Annotated in this window: 26 protein-coding genes; 18 read left to right on the top strand and 8 right to left on the bottom strand. The window is 62.2% G+C overall.

Annotated features, from left to right (window positions below; genetic code table 11):
- Entirely contained in the window at positions 1-1230 is a 1230-nt protein-coding gene (locus NKI18_RS22525) for an NAD(P)/FAD-dependent oxidoreductase (RefSeq protein WP_352619402.1), read from the top strand.
- Between the two features lie 34 nt (positions 1231-1264).
- Here NKI18_RS22525 and NKI18_RS22520 read toward each other — a convergent pair whose 3' ends face one another.
- The 5 genes from NKI18_RS22520 to hslV form a co-directional block, all read right to left on the bottom strand.
- A complete protein-coding gene (locus NKI18_RS22520; protein WP_352619351.1) occupies positions 1265-2224 on the bottom strand; it encodes a DUF1402 family protein in 960 nt (319 codons plus the stop codon).
- Between the two features lie 182 nt (positions 2225-2406).
- Complete coding sequence (gene hslU / locus NKI18_RS22515; protein ID WP_352454824.1) at positions 2407-3720, bottom strand: ATP-dependent protease ATPase subunit HslU; 1314 nt, start codon at positions 3718-3720, stop codon at positions 2407-2409.
- 4 nt (positions 3721-3724) lie between these two features.
- Complete coding sequence (locus NKI18_RS22510; protein ID WP_023677528.1) at positions 3725-4321, bottom strand: DUF2585 domain-containing protein; 597 nt, start codon at positions 4319-4321, stop codon at positions 3725-3727.
- Positions 4322-4325: 4 nt separating this feature from the next.
- A complete protein-coding gene (locus NKI18_RS22505) occupies positions 4326-4868 on the bottom strand; it encodes a GNAT family N-acetyltransferase (RefSeq protein WP_352619353.1) in 543 nt (180 codons plus the stop codon).
- Entirely contained in the window at positions 4858-5409 is a 552-nt protein-coding gene (gene hslV, locus NKI18_RS22500; RefSeq protein ID WP_023677530.1) for an ATP-dependent protease subunit HslV, read from the bottom strand. The genes NKI18_RS22505 and hslV overlap by 11 nt, the downstream gene beginning before the upstream one ends.
- A 226-nt stretch (positions 5410-5635) precedes the next feature.
- Here hslV and hisB point away from each other — a divergent pair, with 226 nt between their 5' ends.
- From hisB to NKI18_RS22430, 14 genes are all read left to right on the top strand, one after another.
- Positions 5636-6235 carry an imidazoleglycerol-phosphate dehydratase HisB gene (gene hisB / locus NKI18_RS22495; protein WP_352619354.1) on the top strand — a complete coding sequence of 200 codons (600 nt, stop codon included), beginning with the start codon at positions 5636-5638 and terminating at the stop codon, positions 6233-6235.
- 4 nt (positions 6236-6239) lie between these two features.
- A complete protein-coding gene (locus NKI18_RS22490) occupies positions 6240-6713 on the top strand; it encodes a DUF2628 domain-containing protein (RefSeq protein WP_023677532.1) in 474 nt (157 codons plus the stop codon).
- A gap of 1 nt (position 6714) precedes the next feature.
- A complete protein-coding gene (gene hisH, locus NKI18_RS22485) occupies positions 6715-7365 on the top strand; it encodes an imidazole glycerol phosphate synthase subunit HisH (protein ID WP_023677533.1) in 651 nt (216 codons plus the stop codon).
- Between the two features lie 3 nt (positions 7366-7368).
- Entirely contained in the window at positions 7369-7659 is a 291-nt protein-coding gene (locus NKI18_RS22480; RefSeq protein WP_023677534.1) for a DUF1330 domain-containing protein, read from the top strand.
- Positions 7660-7661: 2 nt separating this feature from the next.
- Complete coding sequence (hisA, locus tag NKI18_RS22475) at positions 7662-8405, top strand: 1-(5-phosphoribosyl)-5-[(5-phosphoribosylamino)methylideneamino]imidazole-4-carboxamide isomerase (RefSeq protein ID WP_352619355.1); 744 nt, start codon at positions 7662-7664, stop codon at positions 8403-8405.
- A 3-nt stretch (positions 8406-8408) separates the two neighbouring features.
- On the top strand, positions 8409-9245 hold the full coding sequence (locus NKI18_RS22470) for an arginase family protein (RefSeq protein ID WP_352619356.1): 837 nt from the start codon (positions 8409-8411) through the stop codon (positions 9243-9245).
- Positions 9242-10036 (top strand): imidazole glycerol phosphate synthase subunit HisF, encoded by a 795-nt coding sequence (gene hisF, locus NKI18_RS22465; RefSeq protein ID WP_352619403.1) that lies wholly within the window; start codon positions 9242-9244, stop codon positions 10034-10036. The genes NKI18_RS22470 and hisF overlap by 4 nt, the downstream gene beginning before the upstream one ends.
- Positions 10037-10072: 36 nt before the next feature.
- Positions 10073-10399, top strand: a complete 327-nt coding sequence (locus NKI18_RS22460; RefSeq protein WP_352619357.1) for a phosphoribosyl-ATP diphosphatase — start codon at positions 10073-10075, stop codon at positions 10397-10399.
- Between the two features lie 18 nt (positions 10400-10417).
- On the top strand, positions 10418-11377 hold the full coding sequence (gene coaA / locus NKI18_RS22455) for a type I pantothenate kinase (protein ID WP_352451662.1): 960 nt from the start codon (positions 10418-10420) through the stop codon (positions 11375-11377).
- A gap of 77 nt (positions 11378-11454) precedes the next feature.
- The gene (locus tag NKI18_RS22450; RefSeq protein ID WP_352619359.1) at positions 11455-12462 is read left to right on the top strand and encodes a glycosyltransferase family 2 protein; all 1008 of its coding nucleotides are present in this window, start codon (positions 11455-11457) and stop codon (positions 12460-12462) included.
- A complete protein-coding gene (locus NKI18_RS22445) occupies positions 12462-13232 on the top strand; it encodes a class I SAM-dependent methyltransferase (protein WP_352576335.1) in 771 nt (256 codons plus the stop codon). Before NKI18_RS22450 ends, NKI18_RS22445 begins: the two co-directional genes overlap by 1 nt.
- Before the next feature lie 7 nt (positions 13233-13239).
- Positions 13240-13635 carry a GtrA family protein gene (locus NKI18_RS22440; RefSeq protein WP_352619360.1) on the top strand — a complete coding sequence of 132 codons (396 nt, stop codon included), beginning with the start codon at positions 13240-13242 and terminating at the stop codon, positions 13633-13635.
- Positions 13636-13708: 73 nt separating this feature from the next.
- Entirely contained in the window at positions 13709-15199 is a 1491-nt protein-coding gene (locus tag NKI18_RS22435) for a hypothetical protein (RefSeq protein ID WP_352619361.1), read from the top strand.
- 118 nt (positions 15200-15317) lie between these two features.
- On the top strand, positions 15318-16904 hold the full coding sequence (locus NKI18_RS22430; protein ID WP_352619362.1) for a hypothetical protein: 1587 nt from the start codon (positions 15318-15320) through the stop codon (positions 16902-16904).
- Here NKI18_RS22430 and NKI18_RS22425 read toward each other — a convergent pair.
- From NKI18_RS22425 to NKI18_RS22415, 3 genes are all read right to left on the bottom strand, one after another.
- A complete protein-coding gene (locus tag NKI18_RS22425; RefSeq protein WP_023677544.1) occupies positions 16867-17484 on the bottom strand; it encodes an alpha-ketoglutarate-dependent dioxygenase AlkB family protein in 618 nt (205 codons plus the stop codon). The genes NKI18_RS22430 and NKI18_RS22425 overlap by 38 nt on opposite strands.
- A 131-nt stretch (positions 17485-17615) precedes the next feature.
- Complete coding sequence (arfB, locus tag NKI18_RS22420) at positions 17616-18053, bottom strand: alternative ribosome rescue aminoacyl-tRNA hydrolase ArfB (protein ID WP_023677545.1); 438 nt, start codon at positions 18051-18053, stop codon at positions 17616-17618.
- 79 nt (positions 18054-18132) lie between these two features.
- Positions 18133-19743, bottom strand: coding sequence for a phosphoenolpyruvate carboxykinase (locus NKI18_RS22415; protein ID WP_352619363.1), 1611 nt, complete (start codon positions 19741-19743; stop codon positions 18133-18135).
- Between the two features lie 342 nt (positions 19744-20085).
- Here NKI18_RS22415 and NKI18_RS22410 point away from each other — a divergent pair, with 342 nt between their 5' ends.
- Genes NKI18_RS22410 through NKI18_RS22400 form a run of 3 tightly spaced genes read left to right on the top strand, consistent with a single transcriptional unit; the run spans position 20086 to position 23072 of the window.
- Complete coding sequence (locus NKI18_RS22410) at positions 20086-20787, top strand: response regulator transcription factor (protein ID WP_023677547.1); 702 nt, start codon at positions 20086-20088, stop codon at positions 20785-20787.
- Positions 20788-20809: 22 nt separating this feature from the next.
- The gene (locus tag NKI18_RS22405) at positions 20810-22594 is read left to right on the top strand and encodes a sensor histidine kinase (RefSeq protein ID WP_023677548.1); all 1785 of its coding nucleotides are present in this window, start codon (positions 20810-20812) and stop codon (positions 22592-22594) included.
- 31 nt (positions 22595-22625) lie between these two features.
- Positions 22626-23072, top strand: coding sequence for an HPr kinase/phosphorylase (locus NKI18_RS22400; protein WP_352619364.1), 447 nt, complete (start codon positions 22626-22628; stop codon positions 23070-23072).
- The last annotated feature ends 46 nt before the right edge of the window (positions 23073-23118 follow it).

Here is a 23118-nt window from a genome sequence, read left to right as displayed (position 1 = left end):
ATGACGAAGGGAATGGTCATCATTGGCGCCGGCGAATGCGGCGGGCGCGCCGCCCTTGCGCTGCGCGAGCTCGGCTTTAATGGACCGGTGACGCTGGTCGGCGACGAGCCGCATCTGCCCTATGAGCGCCCGCCGCTGTCGAAAGACGCGATGGTTGCCGACGCGCCCCTGCTCAAGGCAATCGCCACCGACGCGATCCTGGCCGAAAGATCGATCAGGCATATCCATTCGGTTCAGGCGGTGGCGATCGACCACGCGGCGCATGTCGTGCGCCTCTCGGACGGTTCCGTCCTGGCCTACGACAAGCTCCTGCTGGCGACCGGTTCGGTGCCGCGCAAGCTGCCGATGCCGGGCCTTGGCGGGCGCTGCGTCTACCTCCGGACCTTCAACGACGCGCTGGCCATTCGCGCCCATCTCAGCGCCGGAAATCGCATCGCCATCATTGGCGGCGGCTTCATCGGGCTTGAGCTTGCCGCGGCGGCACGCAGACTGGGTGCGGCGGTCACAGTTATCGAGGCGCTGCCGCGCATCTTGATGCGCGGCGTGCCGGCCGAGATCGCGCAAATCATCCATCAGGCGCATGAAGCCGAAGGCGCGAAAATCCTGTGCGGCGAGGGCATCGCCGCCATTGCCGATGATGGCGCCGAAGTGCGCATCGCGCTCGCCGGTGGACACGACATTGTCGCCGATCTTGCCGTGATCGGCATCGGCGCCGTGCCGGTGACCGGACTTGCCGCGGAGGCGGGGCTGACCGTCGACAATGGTGTCGCCGTCGACGCCGAGCTTCGCACCAGCGACCGGGATATCTTTGCCGCCGGCGATTGCTGTTCGTTTCCGCTCGCCATCTATGGCGGCCGGCGCGTGCGGCTCGAAGCTTGGCGCAATGCACAGGAGCAGGGCGCGCTCGCCGCAAGGAATATGCTTGGCGCCGGCGAGTCCCATGCGGCGGTGCCGTGGTTCTGGTCGGATCAGTACGGCCTGACCTTGCAGATCGCCGGCCTGTCGGACGAAGGCCGCAGCATCGTGCGCCGCGACCTCGGCGACGGCGCCTTCATCCTGTTCCACCTCGCCGAGGACGGCAGGCTGGTTGCGGCAAGCGGCATCGGCCCCGGCAACGCGGTCGCCCGCGACATAAGGCTGGCCGAGATGCTGATTGCAAAGCAGGCAAGGCCGGCGCCGGAAGCGCTAGGCTCGCAGACCGTCAAGTTAAAGTCGCTGCTGGCGGCTTGATCCGCCGCGTGGATAATTGGACGAACGCGTTCGGCTAAAACAGCGCCTTCAGCTCCGGCAGCTTGTCGTTGACCAGCCAGCCATAGTAATTTTCCTCGGGCAGCTTTTCCGGTTCGCCCGCAGCGCGGCGCTTGTCGTTCTCGGCTTTCAGCGCATAGGCGCGCTGTTCGGGATTGCCGACATTGTAGAGCGTCGACGTGATGCCGGGATTGCCTGAGATGTCGAAGCCGGCAATGCTTCTATAGGCGTCGATCGACTTCCTTATCGTCGCTGCGACATAAGGCAGTGTGAGGTCAGGGTCCATGATTGTCTTGTAGACCGCATTGGGGTCGCCGACGTCGAGCTGCGGCAGGCCGGAAACCTTGTGCACGAGGTCGCTCATCTGCAGTGCCGTCAGCGGATTGAGCTGGCCAAGGCCAAAAGTCTGGCCGGCATAATAAGGCTGGAAGAAAGTGGCGCCGAAGCGGTCGTTGGGAAAGCTCTCGCCGTTGACGGTTTTGCCGCGGAACGACCGGTTCCACACCTGTTCGCGGCACTCCCACAGATCGTAGCTGTCGGACTTCCCTGCGCATTTCGCAAATTGCGGCCGTTGCACGAAATCGGTGATGTCCTCGCCATCATAGGCAAAGGAGAGCTTGCTCGACAGATACGAGATCGCCTTGACGTAATAGGTCTGCAGCCGGTCATAGGCATCGACATTGTAGGTGTGCTCGCCGACGATGGCTCCAACGATATGCATTGGGTCGATGTCATAGGCCGCGGCTGCCTGCTTGATCTTGCCGCGCAGTTCGGCATCGTTCTGGAGCAGCGCAAAGACTTTGCGGTATTTCGCCTGGAAGGTGGTGTTGGTCGCCTGGGTGCGCCGGCTCGAAGCGCCCGGTATGTCGGGCTGCTCGGTGTTGCGGTTGCCCGGCGGCACCATCGTTGCCGCTTGCGCGGCGAACATGGCTGCCGCCAGCGTCAGCCCCAAAATGACGAGGATCAGTTTTTTCATGCGCCGCCGCCCAAATAGTCGCCGGCAAACTAGGTAATGCTCCACCGGGAGTCGAGAGACGCCTGCACCCGACGGGACGAAAGCTTGCCGGATGCTTCCATTTGGCCACACATCGGGAATGCTGGGCCAAATTGGGGAGGCCGGGAGCAATTCCCCGACCCTCTTCGAGAATGAAGCGTCTCCTACAGGATGAAACGCGACAAGTCCGTGTTTCTGGAGAGGTCGCCGACATGCTTCTCGACATAGGCGGCATCGATGGTCACCGAGGTGCCGTTGCGGTCCGGCGCGTCATAGGAGATATCGTCCAGCACCCGTTCCATCACCGTCTGCAGCCGCCTGGCGCCAATATTCTCGACGCTGGCGTTGAGGTCCACGGCGATGCCGGCCAACGAATCGATGGCGTCGTCGGTGAAGACCAGATCGACGCCTTCGGTCTTCATCAGCGCGATATACTGCTTGATCAGGCTGGCTTCGGTCTCGGTGAGGATGCGGACGAAATCGCCCTTCTCCAGCGCCCGCAGCTCGACGCGGATCGGCAGGCGGCCCTGCAATTCCGGCAGCAGATCGGAGGGCTTGGCGACGTGGAACGCACCCGAGGCGATGAACAGGATGTGGTCGGTCTTCACCGGTCCGTATTTGGTCGCAACCGTGGTGCCTTCGACCAGCGGCAGCAGGTCGCGCTGCACACCTTCACGCGAAACACCGGCACCGATGCCGCCTTCGCGCGAGGCGATCTTGTCGATCTCGTCAAGGAAGACAATGCCGTCATTCTCGGTCGATTCGAGTGCCCTGCGCACCACTTCGTCCTGATCGAGCAGCTTGTCGGACTCGTCGCTGATCAACAGCCCGTAGGACTCCTTGACGGTCGTCTTGCGCAACTTGGTCTTCTTGCCGCCCATCGCTTTCGACAGCATATCGTTGATGTTGAGCACGCCGATATTGGCGCCCGGCATGCCGGGGATCTCGAAGCCGGGCATGCCGCCATTGCCGGTATCGGCCACTTCGATCTCAATCTCCTTGTCGTCGAGCTCGCCGTCGCGCAGCTTCTTGCGGAAACTGTCACGGGTGGCCGGGCTCGCCGTCTTGCCGACGAGCGCTTCGAGCACCCGTTCCTCGGCGTTGATGTGGGCACGCGCCTTGACGTCCTCGCGCATCTTCTCGCGAACCAGCCCGATGGCGATCTCGACCAGGTCGCGGATGATCTGCTCGACATCGCGGCCGACATAACCGACCTCGGTGAACTTGGTGGCTTCGACCTTGACGAAAGGCGCACCGGCAAGGCGTGCCAGGCGGCGCGAAATCTCGGTCTTGCCGACGCCGGTCGGGCCGATCATCAGGATATTCTTCGGCATCACCTCTTCGCGCATCTGGCCCTCGAGCTGCTGGCGGCGCCAGCGGTTGCGCAAGGCAATCGCCACGGCACGCTTGGCGTCTTTCTGGCCGATGATGAAGCGGTCGAGTTCCGAAACGATTTCGCGAGGAGAGAAGGTGCTCATGTCACTAAATTCCACTTTGCCACTGCCGAATGGACTCGAACGGATGCAGCAGCATGATCACGTTGAGTGTCAGATTGTCCCGGATGAGATAGCCGACACCGAATTCGAAGATGAGGGCGAGGGTTACGACCACCCATATAGGAAGCCTTCGCGCCATGACAAACCCCAGCACCATGGCCAGTGTGTCCGACACCGAATTGATGATGCTGTCGCCATAATAGTCGAGCGAGATCGTGCCGGCGCGATAGCGATCGATGATGAAAGGGCTGTTCTCGAGCAGCTCCCAGCCGCCCTCTATAACCACCGCAAAGGCCAGCCTGAGCCCGATCGGCGAGCGCGGGAAAAGGAACCACGCCAGCGCATAGAACAGGAAACCGTGAATGATGTGCGAGAAGCTGTACCAGTCGGAAATATGCTGGGAATTCTCCGAGCTTTGCACGATGCCGTGCCACAGCTTGACATAGCCGCAGGTACAGATCGGCGTCCGCCCCATGCCGTAAAGGACCCCGGCCTGGAAGATGACCAGGCCGAGAACCAGCAGAAGCCCCATTCGCCAACTGTCGTAGTAGGCCGAGACGGTTTTGTCGCTGGATACGCTCATGCTGCTATTGCCCCTCTTCTGCGTCACCCTGTCCGGCATCACCCTCTGGGGCATCAATCGCCATCAGCACGGCATCGCCATATTCCGACTTCTTGCGATCGATAGCCGTGAAACCGGCCTTTTCATAGGCACGGATAGCCCGTGCATTGGCGGGGTCCGGGTCGATGATGACGCGCGGCGTACCTTCCTCGAAAAGCTGCTCGACGAACTGCCGGACGATCGCCGAGCCGTGGCCGACCCCGACAAGCTCCGGCACGCCGATCGACAGATCGATGCCGAGCGTGCCGAACGGCTGGTCGCTATAGGGATGGCCGTCCTCCAGATGCGGATCGTAGCTCTGCAAATAGCCGATGGGCTTTCCGTCGAGCTCGATAATCAGCGGCTCGACCGAAATGCTGTCGATATGCTCGCGGATCTCCGCAATCTCGGTCTCTGGGTCGTTCCACCATTCGGCGACATGCGGCTCGGCAAGCCAGCCGGCGATCATCGGCAGGTCCCTCTCGGTCACCGGCCGAAAACCATAGCGGAGGCTCCGCTCAGGCGGCATCGAGGGTTTCGACGACGAAGTTGTTGTTGGTGTAGACGCAAATGTCTGACGCGATCTGCATCGCCTTGCGGGCGATCTCCTCTGCGCCCTTGTCGCTGTCCACCAGCGCGCGTGCCGCTGCCAGCGCGTAATTGCCGCCCGAGCCGATGGCCATGACGCCAAATTCGGGCTCCAGCACGTCGCCGGTGCCGGTCAGCGCCAGCGACACCGACTTGTCGGCCACCAGCATCATCGCTTCCAGCCGCCGCAAATAGCGGTCGGTGCGCCAGTCCTTGGCAAGCTCGACGCAGGCGCGTGTCAGCTGGTCGGGATATTGTTCGAGCTTGGCTTCAAGCCGCTCGAGCAGAGTAAAGGCATCGGCGGTGGCGCCGGCGAAACCGGCGATGACGTTGCCGCCCTTGCCGATGCGGCGCACCTTCTTGGCGTTGCCTTTCATGATCGTCTGGCCGAGGCTGACCTGGCCGTCGCCGGCGATCACCACCTTGCCGCCCTTGCGCACGGTCAGGATGGTCGTGGCATGCATGGTCAGTTCATTCGACATTTTCTGCTCCGATAAGCACCGATCCCATCGAGGCGATCGGCGCGTTACGAGTGACTTGATCGGCCATATGTATGCATAGGCCGGACGATTGCAAACCGGCCATCCGCCGGGCCGGACTGTGCTCCGCAGCGGTAACTGGCAATCGCCGGATCATGCTGCTAGAAGGCTTTCGTTTTCAGGCATGTGAACGCCTGAATCGTGCAAAATCTGAGACAAGGATGAGGTCATGGCGCCCCGTTCCGCCGAGATATGCCGCAAGACCAGGGAAACCGACATCGCCGTGTCGGTTCAGGTCGACGGCTCGGGCAAATCCGACATTTCGACGGGCGTCGGCTTCTTCGACCATATGCTGGACCAGTTGTCGCGCCATTCGCTGATCGACATGACCGTGAAGGCCAAGGGCGACCTGCACATAGACGACCACCACACGGTCGAGGATACTGGTATCGCGCTTGGGCAGGCGCTGGCCAAGGCATTGGGCGAGCGGCGCGGCATCATGCGCTATGCTTCGATCGATCTCGCCATGGACGAGACGCTGACGCGGGCGGCAATCGATGTCTCCGGCCGGCCTTTTCTGGTCTGGAATGTTTCATTCTCGTCGCCGAAGATCGGTACGTTCGACACCGAGCTGGTGCGCGAATTCTTCCACGCGCTGGCGCAGAATGCCGGCATCACGCTGCATGTCACCAATCATTACGGCGCCAACAACCACCACGTCGCCGAGACGTGCTTCAAGGCCGTGGCGCGTGCGCTGCGTTCGGCGCTTGAGCGCGACCCGCGCCAGCCGGACGCGGTTCCCTCCACCAAGGGATCCCTGAAAGGATAGCGTCATGGCCATCTATGTCGTGATGGAGCCGCCAGGCCGCAGCGAAAGCGTGGACACTACCTTTATCCGTGACGGCTTTGCCTGGCTCGGCTTCTTAGTGCCGCCGCTGTGGCTGGCCTGGCACCGGCTGTGGGTCGAGGCGGCATTGGCGTTTGTCGCCATGGGCCTGCTCTCGATGCTGGGCGAAAGGCTGGACCTGGAAACAGCCGGCTCGCTTTTATCCCTGCTTGTCATGCTCTTTGTCGGACTGGAAGGGCAGGGCTTGCGGATCGCAGCCCTGCGCCGTCGCGGCTGGCATGAATGGGGCGTGGTCGAGGCCGACAGGCTCGACGACGCAGACGTCCGCTATGCATTGGAAGCCGATGCTCAGTCGGATGAACAACCGACGGTGCAACGCATCGTCCCAGACGCAGCACATGCCCGGTCGGCGCAGATGGGCCTGGCGCTGGGGCTGAACCATATTCCGGGAAAGCCCTGAGATGAGGGTGGCGATCATCGATTACGGGTCGGGCAATCTGCGCTCGGCCACGAAGGCCTTCGAGCGTGCCGCGCATGAAGCCGGCATTGCCGCCGCGATCGAACTCACCGCCGATGCCGAGCGGGTCAGGACCGCCGACCGCATCGTCCTGCCCGGCGTCGGTGCCTATGCCGATTGCGCCGCTGGACTGCGTGCGGTCGCCGGCATGTGGGAAGCGGTCGAGGAGGTGGCGATCGCCAAGGCTCGGCCGTTCCTCGGCATCTGCGTCGGCATGCAGCTGATGTCGGAGCGAGGCCTGGAAAAGACCGTCACAAAGGGCTTTGGCTGGGTCGCCGGCGACGTCAAGGAGATCACGCCGGCCGATCCGACACTGAAGATCCCGCAGATCGGCTGGAACACGATTGACCTGAAGCGCAAGCATCCGCTGTTTTCCGGCATTGCGACGGGTGGCAAGGGACTGCACGCCTATTTCGTCCACTCCTACCATCTCGATGCACGGAAGGAGGATGAGGTGCTGGCGGTTGCCGACTATGGCGGCCCGGTAACGGCCGCTGTCGCCCGCGACAACCTAGCCGGAACGCAATTCCACCCCGAGAAGAGCCAGGCGCTGGGCCTTGCGCTGATCACCAATTTCCTAGGCTGGAGGCCCTGAACCATGAGCAAGAAGGGCTATTGGATGGCAATGGTCGATGTCCACGATCCCGAGATCTACAAGCAGTACATCGAGGCCAATGCCGCGGCTTTCGCGAAATACGGCGCGAAGTTCCCGGTGCGCGCCGGGCGGTACACCAGCCCGGAAGGACCGGCAGGCAATCGCCACGTGCTGGTGGAATTCGAATCCTATGAAAAGGCGCTGGAATGCTACGGCTCGCCTGAATACCAGGAGGCCTTGAAGTACAGGCTCGCCGGCTCGACCGGCCACTTTGTCATCGTCGAAGGCGCCTGAAGGTGTTTCTGTTTCCGGCGATAGACCTCAAGGACGGCAAATGCGTGCGCCTCAGGCATGGCGACATGGCGACCGCCACCATCTACAATGACGATCCCGCCGCTCAGGCGCGCGCCTTCGAAGAGCAGGGCTTCAAATGGTTGCACGTCGTCGACCTCAACGGCGCCTTCAAGGGCCAGAGCGTCAACAGCGCCGCGGTCGGCGCCATCCTGAAGGCGACGAGCAATCCGGTGCAGCTCGGCGGCGGCATCCGCACCTTGGCGCAGATCGAGGACTGGCTCGACCGTGGGCTGGCCCGCGTCATTCTTGGCACCGTGGCGGTGCGCGATCCGGATCTGGTCAGGCAGGCCTGCAAGGCATTCCCGGGCAAGATCGCCGTCGGCATCGACGCCAAGGGCGGCAAGGTCGCGGTCGAAGGCTGGGCTGAAGCCTCGAGCCTCGGCGTCATTGAACTGGCGAGGAAATTCGAGGGTGCCGGCGTCGCCGCCATCATCTACACCGATATCGACCGCGACGGTGTGCTGACCGGCATCAACTGGGACGCCACCATCGATCTCGCCGACGCGGTGTCGATCCCGGTTATCGCCTCGGGCGGGCTCGCCTCGATCGCCGACATCGTGCGCATGACCATGCCCGATGCCCGCAAGCTCGAAGGCGCGATCTCCGGACGCGCCCTCTACGACGGCCGCATCGACCCGGCCGAGGCATTGGCGATCCTGCGTGGCAAACCGATGGCAGGGGTGTGAAACGTGAAGGTCTCGATTATCGTTGCTCCCTACGACAGCGGGCACTATCACGAAGGGTGCGGCCAGGGGCCGGACGCCATCATCGGCGGTGGGCTGGTCCAAGCCCTGACCGTGGCTGGCCATGACGTCGCCGTCGAAGATATCGGCAAGGTCGGAGACGAGCAGGGGCGCGAAATTGCAACCGGCTTCGCCGTCTGCAACGCCGTCGCGACCAGGGTTAACCTCGCCCGCGATGGAGGACGCTTCCCCATTATCCTTGCTGGAAATTGCCTGACCGCCGCCGGTGCGGTCGCCGGTGAAGTTGCGGATTCGATCATCTGGATCGACCAGCATGGCGATCTCAACACGCCGGAGACGTCCTCCTACGGCTTTCTCGACGGCATGGCGCTGGCGGCGGCGCTCGGGCTCTGCTGGCATCCGATGGCGGCAGCAATTCCGGCGTTCCGGCCGATAGACCCGGCGCGCTGCATGCTGGTCGATGCCCGCGACCTCGATCCCGACGAAAAGCGACTGCTGGAAACTTTGCCGATCGTGCGCACCGAATGTGCCGGTGCACTCGATATGATCGGAAAGCTCACGGCGACAGGGACTGTGCGGGCGCATCTGCATCTCGACCTGGATGTCCTCGATCCGGATGTGTTGCAGGTGAACCGCTACGCGCACCCGGGCGGCCCGAGTCCGGAACAGCTACGGCAGCTTGCCTGCGGACTGGCCAGGTCAATCCCAATCGTCGGCGTGACGCTCTCGGCCTACGACCCGGCCTTTGATTCCCAGTCCGAAGTTCCGCCCGTCGTCGGCCAGCTGCTTGTCGACTTTCTTGCGGCGATCGAGAGGATCTGATGCTGAAAGCCCGCGTCATCCCCTGTCTCGACGTCAAGAACGGCCGTGTCGTCAAGGGCGTCAATTTCGTCGACCTGGTCGATGCCGGCGATCCCGTCGAAGCGGCAAAAGCCTATGACGCGGCCGGCGCCGACGAGCTCTGCTTTCTCGACATCACCGCCTCGTCGGAAAACCGCGAGACCATTTTCAATGTCATCGCCCGCACCGCCGAACAATGTTTCATGCCGCTGACCGTTGGCGGTGGCGTCCGTCAGGTCGCCGACATCAGGAAGCTGCTACTGGCCGGCGCCGACAAGGTGTCGATCAACACGGCGGCGGTGAAGACCCCAAATTTTGTCGCCGAGGCTGCCGACAAATTCGGCAACCAGTGCATCGTCGTCGCCATCGATGCCAAGAAAGTGTCCGCTGCGAGCGAGGCTGATCGCTGGGAGATATTCACCCATGGCGGCCGCGAGAAGACCGGCATCGACGCCGTCGAGTTCGCTCGGCGAGTGGTCGATCTCGGCGCCGGCGAGATCCTGCTAACATCGATGGACCGCGACGGCACCAAGGCCGGCTACGACATAGCCCTTACCCGCGCGGTCGCCGATGCCGTACGCGTGCCGGTCATCGCTTCCGGTGGCGTCGGCACGCTCGACCACCTTGTCGAAGGCATTCGCGACGGCCATGCCGGCGCGGTGCTGGCGGCGTCGATCTTCCATTTCGGCACCTACAGCATCGCTGAAGCCAAGCTGCACATGGCTCAGGCCGGACTGCCGATGCGGCTGGACTCGCCGGGTAATCGGTCCTAGAGCCTTTCCGGCTAAGAAGAGGCTGTAAACGCCGTCATGACCGAGTTCTCGCTCTCCGATCTGGAGAAGATTATTGGCGAACGCGCACGTTCCGGCGATCCGGATTCGTGGACGGCCAAGCTCTTTCAGCGTGGCATGAGCAAGGCAGCGCAGAAACTCGGCGAAGAGGCAGTCGAAACGGTGATCGCAGCCGTCAGCGACGACCGGGACGCGCTTGTTTCGGAAAGCGCCGATCTCATTTATCATTGGCTTGTCGTTCTCGGCATAGCGGACATTCCGCTGAGCGATGTGCTCAACGAGCTTGAACGCCGCACCGGTCGTTCGGGCATCGCCGAAAAGGCGTCTCGGCTGGACCGGGGCTGATCGCTGCGGAGGAACTCGATGGACCAGCTCGCTCCTACCGAGAAGTATTCACCCTATCGTTTCTTCTCGGCCGAGCAATGGTCGCGGTTCCGCGCCGATACGCCGATGACGCTCACCGAGGACGAGGTCCGTCGTCTGCGGTCGCTGAACGATCCGGTCGATCTCCACGAGGTCGAGCGCATCTATCTTTCGATGTCACGGCTGTTGTCGGCTCATGTCGAAGCCAGTCAACTCCTGTTCAGGCAACGCCAGGCCTTCTTCAACGCGCTGGACGCGGCCAAGACACCGTTCATCATCGGCATTGCCGGTTCCGTGGCGGTCGGCAAATCGACCACGGCGCGCGTGCTAAAGGAGCTGCTGGCGCGCTGGCCGTCGAGTCCCAAGGTCGACCTGGTCACCACCGATGGTTTCCTGCTGCCGAACGAAGTCCTGCGCCGCAACAATCTGATGGAGCGCAAGGGCTTTCCGGACAGCTACGACGTCGGCGCGCTGCTGCGCTTCCTGTCCGGCATCAAATCGGCGCAGCGCAACGTCCGCGCGCCGGTCTATTCGCACCTGACCTATGACGTCATTCCGGGCGAGTTCCAGACCATCGACCGGCCCGACATCCTGATCTTCGAAGGCATTAATGTCCTGCAGCCGGGCAAGCTGCCGAAGGACGGCAAGATCGTGCCTTTCCTGTCGGATTTCTTCGACTTTGCCATCTACATCGATGCCGAGGAGGCGCTGATCCATCACTGGTATATCGCCCGCTTCATGCGGTTGCGCGAAACCGCCTTCCGCGACCCGGCCTCCTTCTTCCACCGCTATTCGCAACTTTCCGAGGATGCGGCCCGCGCCATCGCCGAGGGCCTGTGGACCAACATCAACCTGAAGAATCTGCGCGAGAATATATTGCCGACCCGCGCCCGAGCCGATCTCATCCTGCGCAAGGGCGCCAACCATCTGGTCGAGGAAGTGGCGCTCAGGAAACTGTGAAATCCCGGGACATTCCTTAAAGTCATCTTAACCCAGTCTTTCTATTGTCGGGCCTGATCTGCGGGCTCGGCAAACAAATGAATGCGCCATTCCTAAACATCGATCGGCCGGCAGCTGACCGCATCGCACGTCCGGGCAGCGGCGGCGCAACGATTGCCCTGATCGTGCCTGTCCACAATGAGGAAGGCGCAATTGCTCCATTCCTGAAGGCGGTATGCGAAAGCACCGCGCCGCTGAAGGACAAAGGCGTTGCCCTCGAGTTCATCTTCGTCAACGACGGCAGCAGCGATACGACGCTCGAAAAGCTGATCGAAGCCCAACAAATCGATCCACGCATCCACGTAATCGACCTTTCACGCAATTTCGGCAAGGAAGCCGCGATGACCGCGGGGCTCGACAGCTGCGATGCCGATGCAGCGATCCCGATGGATGTCGATATGCAGGATCCGCCGCATGTCATTCCGCTGCTTGTGGAAAAGTGGCGCGAGGGTTTTGAGGTTGTTCTGGCCAAGCGAGCCAATCGGTCGAGCGACAGCTTTCTCAAGCAGCGCTCCGCCTCGATGTTCTACCGCGTTCACAACTGGATCGCGCAGCAGAAGATCCCGCACGATGTCGGCGACTTCCGTTTGATCGACCGCCAGGTCATCCAGGCGCTGCGGTCTTTGCCCGAACGCCGTCGTTTCATGAAGGGCCTGTTCGCCTGGGTCGGGTTCCGCACCGCAAGCGTCGAATATGTCCGCGATCAGCGCATCGCCGGCCAGTCGAAATTCTCCGGCTGGAAGCTGTGGAACTTCGCGCTCGAAGGCATCACCAGCTTCTCCACCGCTCCGCTTGAAATCTGGACCTATGTCGGCGCGACGATTTCCGCGCTGTCGTTCCTCTACGGCCTGCTGATCGTCGCCAAGACAATGATCTTTGGCGTTGATGTGCCCGGCTACGCCTCCCTGCTGGTCAGTGTTCTTTTCCTTGGCGGCATCCAGTTACTCGGCATCGGCATTATCGGACAATACCTCGGCAGGGTCTACGCCGAGATCAAGCAGCGTCCGATCTACATCGTGCGCCGCAAATATGAGGGAATGAGCTGATGGAGATCGACGCCTACCGACAGATGGCCGCCACCGAAGACGAGCATTGGTGGTTCTGCGGGCGTCGCGCCATCGCCGAGGCGGTCATTCGCAGCATCGGCCTGCCTGAAAACGCGCGCATCGTCGAGATCGGCGCCGGCACCGGCGGCAACATCCGGATGCTGGAGCAGTTCGGCGCAGTGACGGCAGTCGAGATGAGCGATCTCGCGCGCAGGATTGCCTGGGAAAAGACCGGCCGCGACTTCCTCGCCGGACATCTGCCGGACAACATTCCTGTCGCGCCGCAAAGCTGCGACCTCGTCTGCCTGTTCGACGTGCTGGAGCATGTCGCCGAAGACGAGGCGTCGCTTGCCGCGATCCGCCAAGTGCTGAAACCGGGCGGCAGCGTCGTCCTCACTGTGCCCGCACACCAATGGTTGTGGAGCACGCATGATGTGGGGCTGCATCATATGCGGCGCTATTCACGCAATCTGCTGCGTGAACGAATCGAAAGGGCTGGTTTCGCGATCGACCGGCTGAGCTACACAAATGCCGCGCTCTTCCCGGTAGCGGCGCTGGCACGACTGGTGGACAGGTTGCGCAAGTCGGCCTTGCCAGCCGGCCATGCCACGCCGCCAAAACCACTGAATGCGGCGATGAAGGCAGTGTTTTCGGCGGAAGGCCGCATCATACCAAATGCAAGCTTGCCCTTCGGGGTTTCGCTGCTGGCGGTATTCCGCAAGGACAGCGCCGTCGAAACCGCTCGCCTCGACGAGAAATTGGCAGCTTGACCGCGTCATGGGCACCGGCTCGTATCGTCGACTATCGCGCTTTGCGCTGATTGGCATCGCGTCGACGCTGATCTACGCCGGTTGCGCTTTTCTGCTGTCGCGTGGACAGGCAACGGCGGCCCTGCCGGCGGCGCTCACATCGTTTGCGGCCTACGCCGTCGCCGCGCTGTTCTCCTACACCGGGCATAAATATTTCACGTTCACCTCGGGCGGCAGCCACGCTATGGAATTGCCCCGCTTCCTCCTGCTCACCGCTTCCGGCCTCGCCGTCGCGATCGCCCTGCCGGGGCTTTTGACCCAGATGCTCGGCGTCCCTGCCGCAATCCCGATCCTGCTCACCTGCATTGCCGTGCCGGTCATCAACTATGTCGTCCTCGGGCGGTGGGTGTTTCGTGGTCTCTAGCGCGCGATCCCTCAGTGAACTGCTGCCCGGCGCCAACCGCTTCTCGCCCTTTGTGGGCGTAGCGGGTGCTCCGTTGCTGCTGGCCAGTCTGGTCGTCACATACGCCGTCTGGCTATCGACCGTTGCAATTCCGACCAATGTTGACGTGTCATGGCTTCTGGTCGTCTGCGACCGCCTGCTTGGCGGAGAGCGGCTCAACACCGACATCGTGGAGACCAACCCCCCTTTCTCGATCTGGCTCTACATGCCGTTCATGCTCCTGGAAAAGCTCACTGGCATGCGTGCGGAATTCTGGCTGACGCTTGGCGTCGTTTGCCTGAGCCTGGCCAGTCTTTCCGTTTCCGTCCGCATTCTCGCGCGCGATGAACCGGTCTACCGGCAGCCCCATGCGTTGTGGGCGGCAGCGGCGGCCCTGTTTTTGATCCTGTGTTTCATGCCGGATCTATTCGGCCAACGCGAGCACTTCGCATTGATTGCCATTCTGCCTTGGGTGGCGTTGCAATGCACACGTCAGCGGAACCTGGATTTCAGCGCGGGCTCGCGCCTGGAGCACATAGTCGCGGGCTTCGGCGCGGCGGTCGTGGTCATGGTCAAGCCGCCCTATTTTGTGCTGGCCTTCATGTTGCCGTCGCTCTGTCTTGCGCTTGAAAGGCGGTCGCTGAGACCGCTCTTCGTCGCAGAGAACCTGGTGGGTGCTGCGATCGTGGCCGCCTATATCGCGTCCATCGCGCTCTTCGACCGCGCTTACGTCAGCGACGTCCTGCCCTTGGTCAGGGAGGTCTATCTTCCGTTGAGGGCCTCTGCCGCCGATATGCTGGCAAACTGGCCGAAAGTGGTGCTGCTTCTGGCCGCCGCCACCGTGCTCGCGGCCGGCGGCCTGAGAAAGACGAACTGGGACGTCAGGATTCCGCTCCTGACCGCCCTGGGGTTCATTCCGGCCTTCATCGTCATGGGCAAGGGTTGGCCCAATCACGCGCTGCCGATGGTCGTTGTTGCGACACTTGCATTTGGCATCCAGCTTGTGCGGTTCGGCACATTCGGCAGTGCAGGCTTCGTTCGCAAGGCCGCCCTGATCTTCGGCTGCGTGTTGGTGCTGCAAATAGCGGTCAGGGCACAGTACGCGGCGCTGACGACGGATAACGGCCCGATCGCCCGGTCTGTCGCCGCGATCCGCGCAACGGTCGAAACCCCGACCATCATGTCGATTGCCGACCAGATGCAGGTTGCCCATCCCCTCGCCAGGCTGGTCGGCGGCAGGTTCATATCACGCCATCCGAGCGCCTGGGCGGTCTCCAACGCGGACACGCTCGCCCGCATCACCGGCGATCTCGAACGGAGACCGGAACTTGAAAGCATCCGCGATCGGGTGATCGGCGAAAACGCCGCCGAGATATCAGCGAAGAAGCCCGATATCGTGCTGTCAGGCTCGCCCGCGTGGACTGCCCTGATGCTGCAGGACAAGCGGATCCAGGTCGCCTTGGCCGACTATCGTCTGCTGCACGCCGAGCCGGAAATCACTGTCTATCTGCGTTACACGGCGCCTGCGCCGCTCCAAACCGATTGAGCAGGAGCCCCCGGAAACCCATGACACGGCTGGATCCAATCGCTCCGCCGGACGACATATGGCTCGATCTCGAGAGCCTCGGTGCAACAGCATGAGCGTCTCGAACGACATTGGCGGCTTGAGCCGCTGGCGCGACCGGGACATTGCGGCGTCGCTGCTTCCTAGCCGCAATGTCCTGGCCATTGCCGCAGTCACCGTCTTCTCGATCTTCTGGCAGCGACGTTGGGGGACTGTTCCCGACACTAGCTGGCTGATCACGGTCTGCGAGCGCATGCTGTCCGGTGAGCGGCTTTACTCGCAAATCTACGAGACCAATCCCCCATTCAGCATCTGGCTCTATCTGCCGCCAGTGGCTGCGGCCAGATTGCTGGGCACCGCCCCGGAAATCCTGGTTGAGGCCTGGACATACCTTGCCGTGCTTATCGGACTCTCGCTCTCGGGCGTGATCGTCAAGCGTGCGGGTTTCACCGAAACTGCATCATTGTTTGCACTGGGGCCAGCGTTTTGCGCAATGTTGGTGGTCTTCCCCGGAAATGCCTTCAGCGAGCGGGAGCATATCGGCATGGCACTTTTCATGCCGCTGCTTGCGCTTCATGCCTGGCGCGCGCGCAGAGATGCAGCTGCCCAACCAGACCCTGGGCTCGCCGTACTCGCCGGCCTGTCGGGCAGCATTCTGCTGCTGGTCAAGCCCTACTATGCGATCATGGTGTTGGCGCCGGCGCTGGTCGTTGCAGTGCGCCGGCGCAGTCTGAAATCGATCTTCGCCCTGGAACACTGGGTCATTGGCGGCATCTGCGTTGTCTATCTTGGCACCGTCACGCTGATCCATCCGGAATTCGTGCGCGACATCTATCCCCTCTTGGCGGACGTTTATGCAAAGATCGGCATCTTTTGGCCGATTGTGATCGGCTACGGTTTCTCGTGGTGTTTCCTTGTCTTCCTGATCTGGTGGCTGTGGCCTGCCAGACGGTTTCCAGAACTGGCGGCGGTAGCGTTGGCGGCATCGATCGCTGGCATGTTTCCCCTGTTCTACCAAGCCAAAGGCTGGTCTTATCATGCTTATCCCGCGATCCTTTGCGCTGTGGCAGCCATTTTCTGCCTGTTGGCACTGCCCAGGATCGTGCAGCAGCCGTCGAAGCTGTTGACGTTCGTGACGGCTCCTTCGCGAGCTTGGGCATTGGCGGCGGTGGCAATCGCTTTCTTGCCGTACTGGAGCACCCAGAAACCAGGGCCGGCGCTGGTTGCCGCAATTCGCGCCGCCACCGATCGGCCGACCGTAGCGTTGGTCAGTTCGGATATTTCCTCGGGACATCCGTTGAACCGTATGATCGATGGGCAGTTCGTTTCGACCCACGTCAGCGATTGGCTTGGAGCGTTCGCACTTTCCCTGTCCCGGCAGGCAGCTCTCTCGGGTGACACCGCCGAAGCCATGCGTTACCAAGCCATCATGGCGCGCTACGTCGAAAGCAAACGCGAAGAGTTCGTGCGTCTGCGCCCGGATATCGTCGTCTTCAAGAAAAACAACACGATGTGGACAAGCCAACTGATGGGGCATTTTGGCTTTGACGCCATCCTGGCGCACTACCGCATTCTTATCGAGGACGAGACCGAGCGCATCTATCTGCGCGACGATTATGTCCGCCCGGGCCCCCGGCCACCCGAACAGCCTATTTCGGCATCGTCACCCGTCGCAGCGTCAGATTGATGCGGCCGCCACTCCTGAGCAATGCCGAGGTCGACGGGTAGATACGGTCGACGCCGTGAAAGCAGAGCCGCCCTTCGCCGCCAAGCACGACGACGTCGCCGCTCCTCAGCCTGAACGATTTGGTGGCGCCGTCGCGCGTCGTCTGGCCGACCCGGAACAGGCAATCGTCGCCGAGCGACACCGAGACGACAGGCGCGGAGAAATCGCTCTCGTCGCGGTCCTGGTGAAGACCCATCTTGGCATCCTGCGAATAGAAATTGACCAGGCAGGCTTCCGGCGGGTGCGCATAGGCAGATACATCCCGCCACAGTTCGAGCAGCATCTCCGGGATCGGCGGCCAAGGCCTTCCGGTCACCGGGTGGGTCGGCTGGTAGCGATAGCCGTGCTCCTTGTCGGTGACCCAGCCCAGCGGACCGCAATTGGTCATGCGCACGCTCATCTCCTTGCCGGTACGCGGCATCGCCGGCACGAACAGCGGCGCCTTCTGCACGACCTGCCTGATATCTTCCACCAGCACTTCCTGCATGGCGCGCGACAGGTAGCCGGGCATATGGCGGACGCCTTTGGGCAGTACGAGCATCGCGTCGCTTAATCCGTTGGTCTGGACAAATCAGAATGCCACCGTCAAATGAAAACGGCGACCCGAAAGCCGCCTCCGACGGTGGCTGCGCGCTTTAACCGGCGATCTGAGATCCGAAGCCGCTTCGGCTGTCACTCATCCCCGACCCGGCCGCGCAGTTTCTTGATCGAGCCGCGCCCGGCCTTGCTCTTGAGCCGTCTTTCGACCGCGCCTTTGGACGGCCTGGTCTTCTTGCGCGGCGGTGGTGGTGGTTCGGCGGCCTTGGCGACCAGTGCCGTCAGCCGCGCCCGGGCGTCCGCCCGGTTCTGCTCCTGGGTGCGGAAGCGTCCGGCTTCAATGACGATGACGCCGTCCTTGGTGGCGCGCTGGCCGGCAAGCTTGATGGTCCGTTCGCGCACCCGCTCCGACAGGCCAGCCGCATTGGCGGCATCGAAGCGCAATTGCACTGCCGTCGCCACCTTGTTGACGTTCTGGCCGCCCGGGCCGGACGAACGGATGAAGTCCTCGTGCAGGTCGCCCGGATTAATCACCGCATCGTCGGTAATGATGATCTTGTCGTCGGCGTTCATGCCGCACTCATGGCGCGGCAGGCGAAAAAAGAAAAGGCCCGATCGAAGCCGGGCCTTGAAGCATCACCAGGGGCGACGGCTATTCAGCCGCTACCTGCATGCGCGGTGCGGCGCCGAGCACGGTGGCGTCGACATGGGCTTCGAACTTTTCGAAATTGTCGACGAACATGCCGACGAGCCTTGCCGCCTGCCGGTCGTAGGCGGGCTTGTCGATCCAGGTCGATCTAGGGTCGAGAATGGCGCGGTCGACGCCGGCAACCGTCACCGGGACGTCGAAACCGAAATTGGCGTCGGTGCGGAAGTCGGCCGCTTTCAGCGAGCCGTCGAGCGCCGCCGCAAGCAGCGCCCGCGTTGCTTTGATCGGCATTCGCTTGCCGGTGCCGTAGGCGCCGCCGGTCCAGCCGGTGTTGACCAGCCAGCAATCGACGCCGTGGCGGGCGATGAGCTCGCGCAGCAGATTGCCGTATTCCGACGGATGCCGCGGCATGAACGGTGCGCCGAAGCATGTCGAAAATGTCGCTTCGGGTTCCGTAACGCCCTTCTCGGTCCCCGCCACCTTGGCGGTGTAGCCGGAGAGGAAATGGTACATGGCCTGCGCCGGGGTCAGCCGCGCGATCGGCGGCATCACACCGAATGCGTCGGCGGTCAGCATGATGATGTTCTTCGGGTGGCTGGCGCGCGCCGTCTTGCTGGCGTTGGGGATGAAGTGGAGCGGGTAGGCGCAGCGTGTGTTTTCGGTCAGCCCGCCGTCGTCGAAATCCGGCACGCGGCCTGCGTCGAGCGCGACATTCTCCAGCACCGTGCCGAAGCGCTGGGTGGTGGCGAAGATCTCCGGCTCGGCTTCGGCCGAAAGCTTGATCGTCTTGGCATAGCAGCCGCCCTCGAAATTGAAGATGCCGTGCGGTCCCCAGCCATGCTCGTCGTCGCCGACCAGCGTGCGCGACGGGTCGGCCGACAACGTCGTCTTGCCGGTCCCGGAAAGGCCGAAGAAAACGGCCGCGTCGCCGACGGGCCCTTCATTGGCCGAGCAGTGCATCGGCATCACACCTTTTGCCGGCAGCAGGTAGTTGAGCACGGTGAACACCGACTTCTTCATCTCGCCGGCATACGAGGTACCGCCGATCAACACGATCATGTGCGAAAGATCGACGGCAATCACCGTTTCGCCGCGCGTGCCGTGGCGGGCGGGATCGGCGCGGAACGACGGCAGGTCGATGATCGTCAAATCGGGCATGAAATGCTCGAGTTCGGCGGCGGCCGGTCGGATGAGCAGATTGCGGATGAACAAGGAGTGCCAGGCAAGCTCCGTGATCACCCTGGTCGGCAGCTTCAGCTCCTCGTCGGCGCCGCCGACCAGGTCCTGCACATAAAGGTCCTTTCCAGCCGCGTGGGCGCGAAAATCGGCAAGCAGCGTATCGAACTGGATCGGCGAAATCGCTTTGTTGTTGTCCCACCACACGCGCCGTGCGGTGCTTTCGTCGCGCACCACGAATTTGTCCCTGGGCGAGCGACCGGTGTGCTGCCCGGTTTCGGCGGCAAGCGCGCCATGCGCGGTGAGTCGGGCCTCGCCACGGCGGATTGCCTCCTCGTAGAGCGCGGCCGCGCCGAAATTATAGCGCACCACGCCCGTGGTTCTTAGGCCGATCCGATCGATTGCACATGCAGGATTGCGTTTGCCGGCTTCCGACATGGGTGTCCCTTCTTCGATTTACCGCGTCTTTACCGGCGAATTCCGGAACTCCCATTGCAGGAGCTAAAAACGTCAAAACCAGAAAAGGCGAATGATATCAAATCATTAATCGATTTAAATATTTTGAAAGTTGTTTAAATCGTTTATATGTGCAAAAACACTGATGGTTGCCCAAAGGATTGGCGATGTTCATTCGTCCAATCCATATCGAGGTACAATTGTGGCCGTCGACATGCCGCGCGTGACAGCGGATACAGCCTATGCCACATTTTGTACCTAATTTGTCCTGCAAAAGCCCCTTCTCGACGAAAGAAGGGACAGCTCATGAGGGAGCCGCTTGAAATGGCAACAATCGCGCTTGTCGACGACGATCGCAATATTCTGACTTCGGTTTCGATCGCCCTCGAATCCGAGGGTTATCGGGTCGAAACCTACACGGATGGGGCATCGGCGCTGGAGGGACTGGCGGCGCGCCCGCCGAACCTCGCCATCCTCGACATCAAGATGCCGCGCATGGACGGCATGGAGTTGCTGCGCCGGATGCGTCAGAAATCCGACCTGCCGGTGATCTTCCTGACCTCCAAGGACGACGAGATCGATGAACTGTTCGGCCTCAAGATGGGCGCCGACGACTTCATCCGCAAACCCTTCTCGCAGCGTCTTCTGGTGGAGCGCGTCCGCGCCGTGCTGCGCCGCGCCAGCACCCGTGAGGCGGCTGCCAAGGCGCCCAACCAGCAGGCTCGGTCGCTTGAGCGCGGCCAGCTTGTCATGGACCAGGAGCGCCACACCTGCACTTGGAAGGGCGAGCCGGTGACGCTTACCGTCACCGAGTTCCTCATCCTGCATTCGCTGGCCCAGCGTCCGGGCGTTGTAAAAAGCCGTGATGCGCTGATGGATTCGGCTTATGATGAGCAGGTTTATGTCGATGACCGCACCATCGACAGTCACATCAAGCGGCTGCGCAAAAAGTTCAAGGCCGTTGATGATGACTTCGAAATGATCGAAACCCTTTACGGAGTCGGATATCGGTTCCGCGAAGCTTGAGTCGAGCGGGAGCTGCTATTCGATGGCAGTGCAAGTAGAGCGAGTGAGACGGTCGGGCGCCGCCAGGCGCCCGCCGCGGATTCTGCCCGCCTTCGTGTCGAAAATTACGGTGCCGATGCGCCGGTTTCTCGGCCATCACATCTTTTCCAGCCTGACGCGGCGTATCCTCTTTCTCAACCTTGCCGGCCTTGCCGTCCTGGTCACCGGCATTCTCTATCTCAATACCTTTCGCGACGGGCTGATCGACGCCCGTGTCGAGAGCCTGATGACTCAAGGCGAGATCATCGCCGGGGCGATCGCCGCCTCGGCGACGGTCGAGACGGATTCGATCAGCATCGATCCGGAGAAGCTGCTCGAGTTGCAGGCCGGCGAAAGCCTCGGCCCGGGCTCCGATCAGCTCGACAACCTCGATTTCCCGATCAATCCGGAGCGCGTGGCGCCGGTGCTCAGGCGGTTGATCTCGCCGACGCGCACACGCGCCCGCATTTACGACCGCGACGCCAACCTGCTGCTCGATTCCCGCCATCTCTATTCGCGCGGCCAGATCCTTCGCTACGACCTGCCGCCGGTCGAAGAGGAGCAGCCGGACCTTCTGGAGCGCATCCAGAAATTCGTCTTTGATTTCTTTCGCAACAAGCAGCTGCCTGTCTATCGCGAGCAGCCAGGTGGCAACGGCGCCGCGTTTCCTGAAGTGGTCAAGGCGCTTACCGGCAGTCCGTCGACGATCGTGCGGATCTCGGAGCAGGGCGAGCAGATCGTTTCAGTGGCGGTACCGATCCAGCGCTTCCGTGCCGTTCTCGGCGTGCTGATGCTGTCGACCGAAGGCGGCGACATCGACAAGATCGTCGCGGCCGAGCGCAAGGCGATCCTGCGCGTGTTCGGCATTGCCGCCCTGGTTACCGCCATCCTGTCGATGCTGCTGGCCTCCACCATCGCCAACCCGCTGCGCCGGCTTTCCGCGGCGGCCGTCAGGGTTCGCCGCGGCGTCAAGAACCGCGAGGAAATCCCCGACTTCTCCGACCGCCAGGACGAGATCGGCAATCTGTCGATCGCCGTGCGCGACATGACCAATGCGCTCTACGCCCGCATCGAGGCGATCGAAAGTTTTGCCGCGGATGTCTCGCACGAGTTGAAGAACCCGCTTACCTCGCTGCGCAGCGCGGTGGAGACATTGCCGCTGGCCAGGAACGACAATTCGCGCAGCCGGCTGATGGATATCATTCAGCACGATGTGAGGCGGCTTGACCGTCTCATCACCGATATTTCCGATGCCTCCCGTCTCGATGCCGAGCTGGCGCGGGAAGATGCGGGAACCGTCGACCTCAAGAAGTTCATCACCGATCTGGTCGCCGTCTCGCGCGAGGCCACGCGCAACAAGAAGGCGGTCGAGATCGAATTCAAGGTCGCCAAACTGCCACAGGGCGTGAAAGGCTACTTCGTCGTCGGTCATGATCTGAGGATCGGCCAGGTGATCACCAACCTGATCGAGAATGCCCGCTCGTTCGTTCCCGAGGAACGTGGCCACATCACCATATCGCTGGCGCGCGCCGGCAAGTTCAACATCGTCACCATCGACGACAATGGACCCGGTATCCGGGCCGATAACATCGATCGCATTTTCGAGCGGTTCTATACCGATCGGCCGGCCGGCGAGGCGTTCGGTCAGAACTCGGGCCTTGGCCTGTCGATATCCAGGCAGATCGTTGAAGCCCATGGCGGCACGCTGAGCGCCGAGAACATCCCGGGCACCAAGCCTGGCGAGATCAAGGGCGCGCGCTTCGTGGTGACGCTGCCGGCGGAAGGCTGACGGATGAATTCCAATCACGCCTGGTCCTATTGTGCAGCCTGAAAATATTCACGGCACCGCGATCCTGATAGGTGATCGCGGCATTCTCATCACCGGACCGTCCGGCTTGGGCAAGACGACGCTGGCGCTCGCCTTGATTGATCATTGCAGCCAGCGTGGGCTGTTTTCCCGGCTGATCGGCGATGACCAGCTCTATGCTGCAGATTGCGACGGGCGGCTGGTCTGCCGCGCACCAGCCAGTATAGCCGGCCTCGTCGAGGTGCCGGGATTCGGCCCCAAACCGTTACAGTTCGAGCCAAGCTGCGTGATCGACCTCATTATCCGGTTGGTGCCAGCCGGCAAAATGGCCCGCTTCCAGGAAGACTGCAGCGAACTCGTTGTCGGCGTACCAGTGCGGCGCATCGATCTTGCCGGGCGCAATGTAGCGGCGGCCTTGCCGGCAGTGATGTCGCGCCTGTCGATTGCGCCTTTCCTGTGATCCGATTTCGATTTTTTGCTGCAATGCGTCAAATTGGCTTGGGCCG

Source organism: Mesorhizobium sp. M0800 (assembly GCF_040320095.1).
Lineage (GTDB): Bacteria > Pseudomonadota > Alphaproteobacteria > Rhizobiales > Rhizobiaceae > Mesorhizobium.
This window is presented reverse-complemented; position numbering and strand designations above follow the sequence as displayed.

Excerpts from the sequence above, each read along its gene's own strand:
- hisB (WP_352619354.1), top strand. The coding sequence starts at position 5,636 with ATGGCGCCCCGTTCCGCCGAGATATGCCGCAAGACCAGGGAAACCGAC.
- hisH (WP_023677533.1), top strand. The coding sequence starts at position 6,715 with ATGAGGGTGGCGATCATCGATTACGGGTCGGGCAATCTGCGCTCGGCC.
- NKI18_RS22525 (WP_352619402.1), top strand. The coding sequence starts at position 1 with ATGACGAAGGGAATGGTCATCATTGGCGCCGGCGAATGCGGCGGGCGC.
- NKI18_RS22410 (WP_023677547.1), top strand. The coding sequence starts at position 20,086 with ATGGCAACAATCGCGCTTGTCGACGACGATCGCAATATTCTGACTTCG.
- arfB (WP_023677545.1), bottom strand. The coding sequence starts at position 18,053 with ATGAACGCCGACGACAAGATCATCATTACCGACGATGCGGTGATTAAT.
- NKI18_RS22480 (WP_023677534.1), top strand. The coding sequence starts at position 7,369 with ATGAGCAAGAAGGGCTATTGGATGGCAATGGTCGATGTCCACGATCCC.
- NKI18_RS22445 (WP_352576335.1), top strand. The coding sequence starts at position 12,462 with ATGGAGATCGACGCCTACCGACAGATGGCCGCCACCGAAGACGAGCAT.
- NKI18_RS22510 (WP_023677528.1), bottom strand. The coding sequence starts at position 4,321 with ATGAGCGTATCCAGCGACAAAACCGTCTCGGCCTACTACGACAGTTGG.
- NKI18_RS22425 (WP_023677544.1), bottom strand. The coding sequence starts at position 17,484 with ATGCTCGTACTGCCCAAAGGCGTCCGCCATATGCCCGGCTACCTGTCG.
- NKI18_RS22460 (WP_352619357.1), top strand. The coding sequence starts at position 10,073 with ATGACCGAGTTCTCGCTCTCCGATCTGGAGAAGATTATTGGCGAACGC.
- NKI18_RS22450 (WP_352619359.1), top strand. The coding sequence starts at position 11,455 with ATGAATGCGCCATTCCTAAACATCGATCGGCCGGCAGCTGACCGCATC.
- NKI18_RS22520 (WP_352619351.1), bottom strand. The coding sequence starts at position 2,224 with ATGAAAAAACTGATCCTCGTCATTTTGGGGCTGACGCTGGCGGCAGCC.
- NKI18_RS22415 (WP_352619363.1), bottom strand. The coding sequence starts at position 19,743 with ATGTCGGAAGCCGGCAAACGCAATCCTGCATGTGCAATCGATCGGATC.
- NKI18_RS22505 (WP_352619353.1), bottom strand. The coding sequence starts at position 4,868 with ATGCCGCCTGAGCGGAGCCTCCGCTATGGTTTTCGGCCGGTGACCGAG.
- NKI18_RS22490 (WP_023677532.1), top strand. The coding sequence starts at position 6,240 with ATGGCCATCTATGTCGTGATGGAGCCGCCAGGCCGCAGCGAAAGCGTG.
- coaA (WP_352451662.1), top strand. The coding sequence starts at position 10,418 with ATGGACCAGCTCGCTCCTACCGAGAAGTATTCACCCTATCGTTTCTTC.
- hslV (WP_023677530.1), bottom strand. The coding sequence starts at position 5,409 with ATGTCGAATGAACTGACCATGCATGCCACGACCATCCTGACCGTGCGC.
- hslU (WP_352454824.1), bottom strand. The coding sequence starts at position 3,720 with ATGAGCACCTTCTCTCCTCGCGAAATCGTTTCGGAACTCGACCGCTTC.
- NKI18_RS22440 (WP_352619360.1), top strand. The coding sequence starts at position 13,240 with ATGGGCACCGGCTCGTATCGTCGACTATCGCGCTTTGCGCTGATTGGC.
- NKI18_RS22405 (WP_023677548.1), top strand. The coding sequence starts at position 20,810 with ATGGCAGTGCAAGTAGAGCGAGTGAGACGGTCGGGCGCCGCCAGGCGC.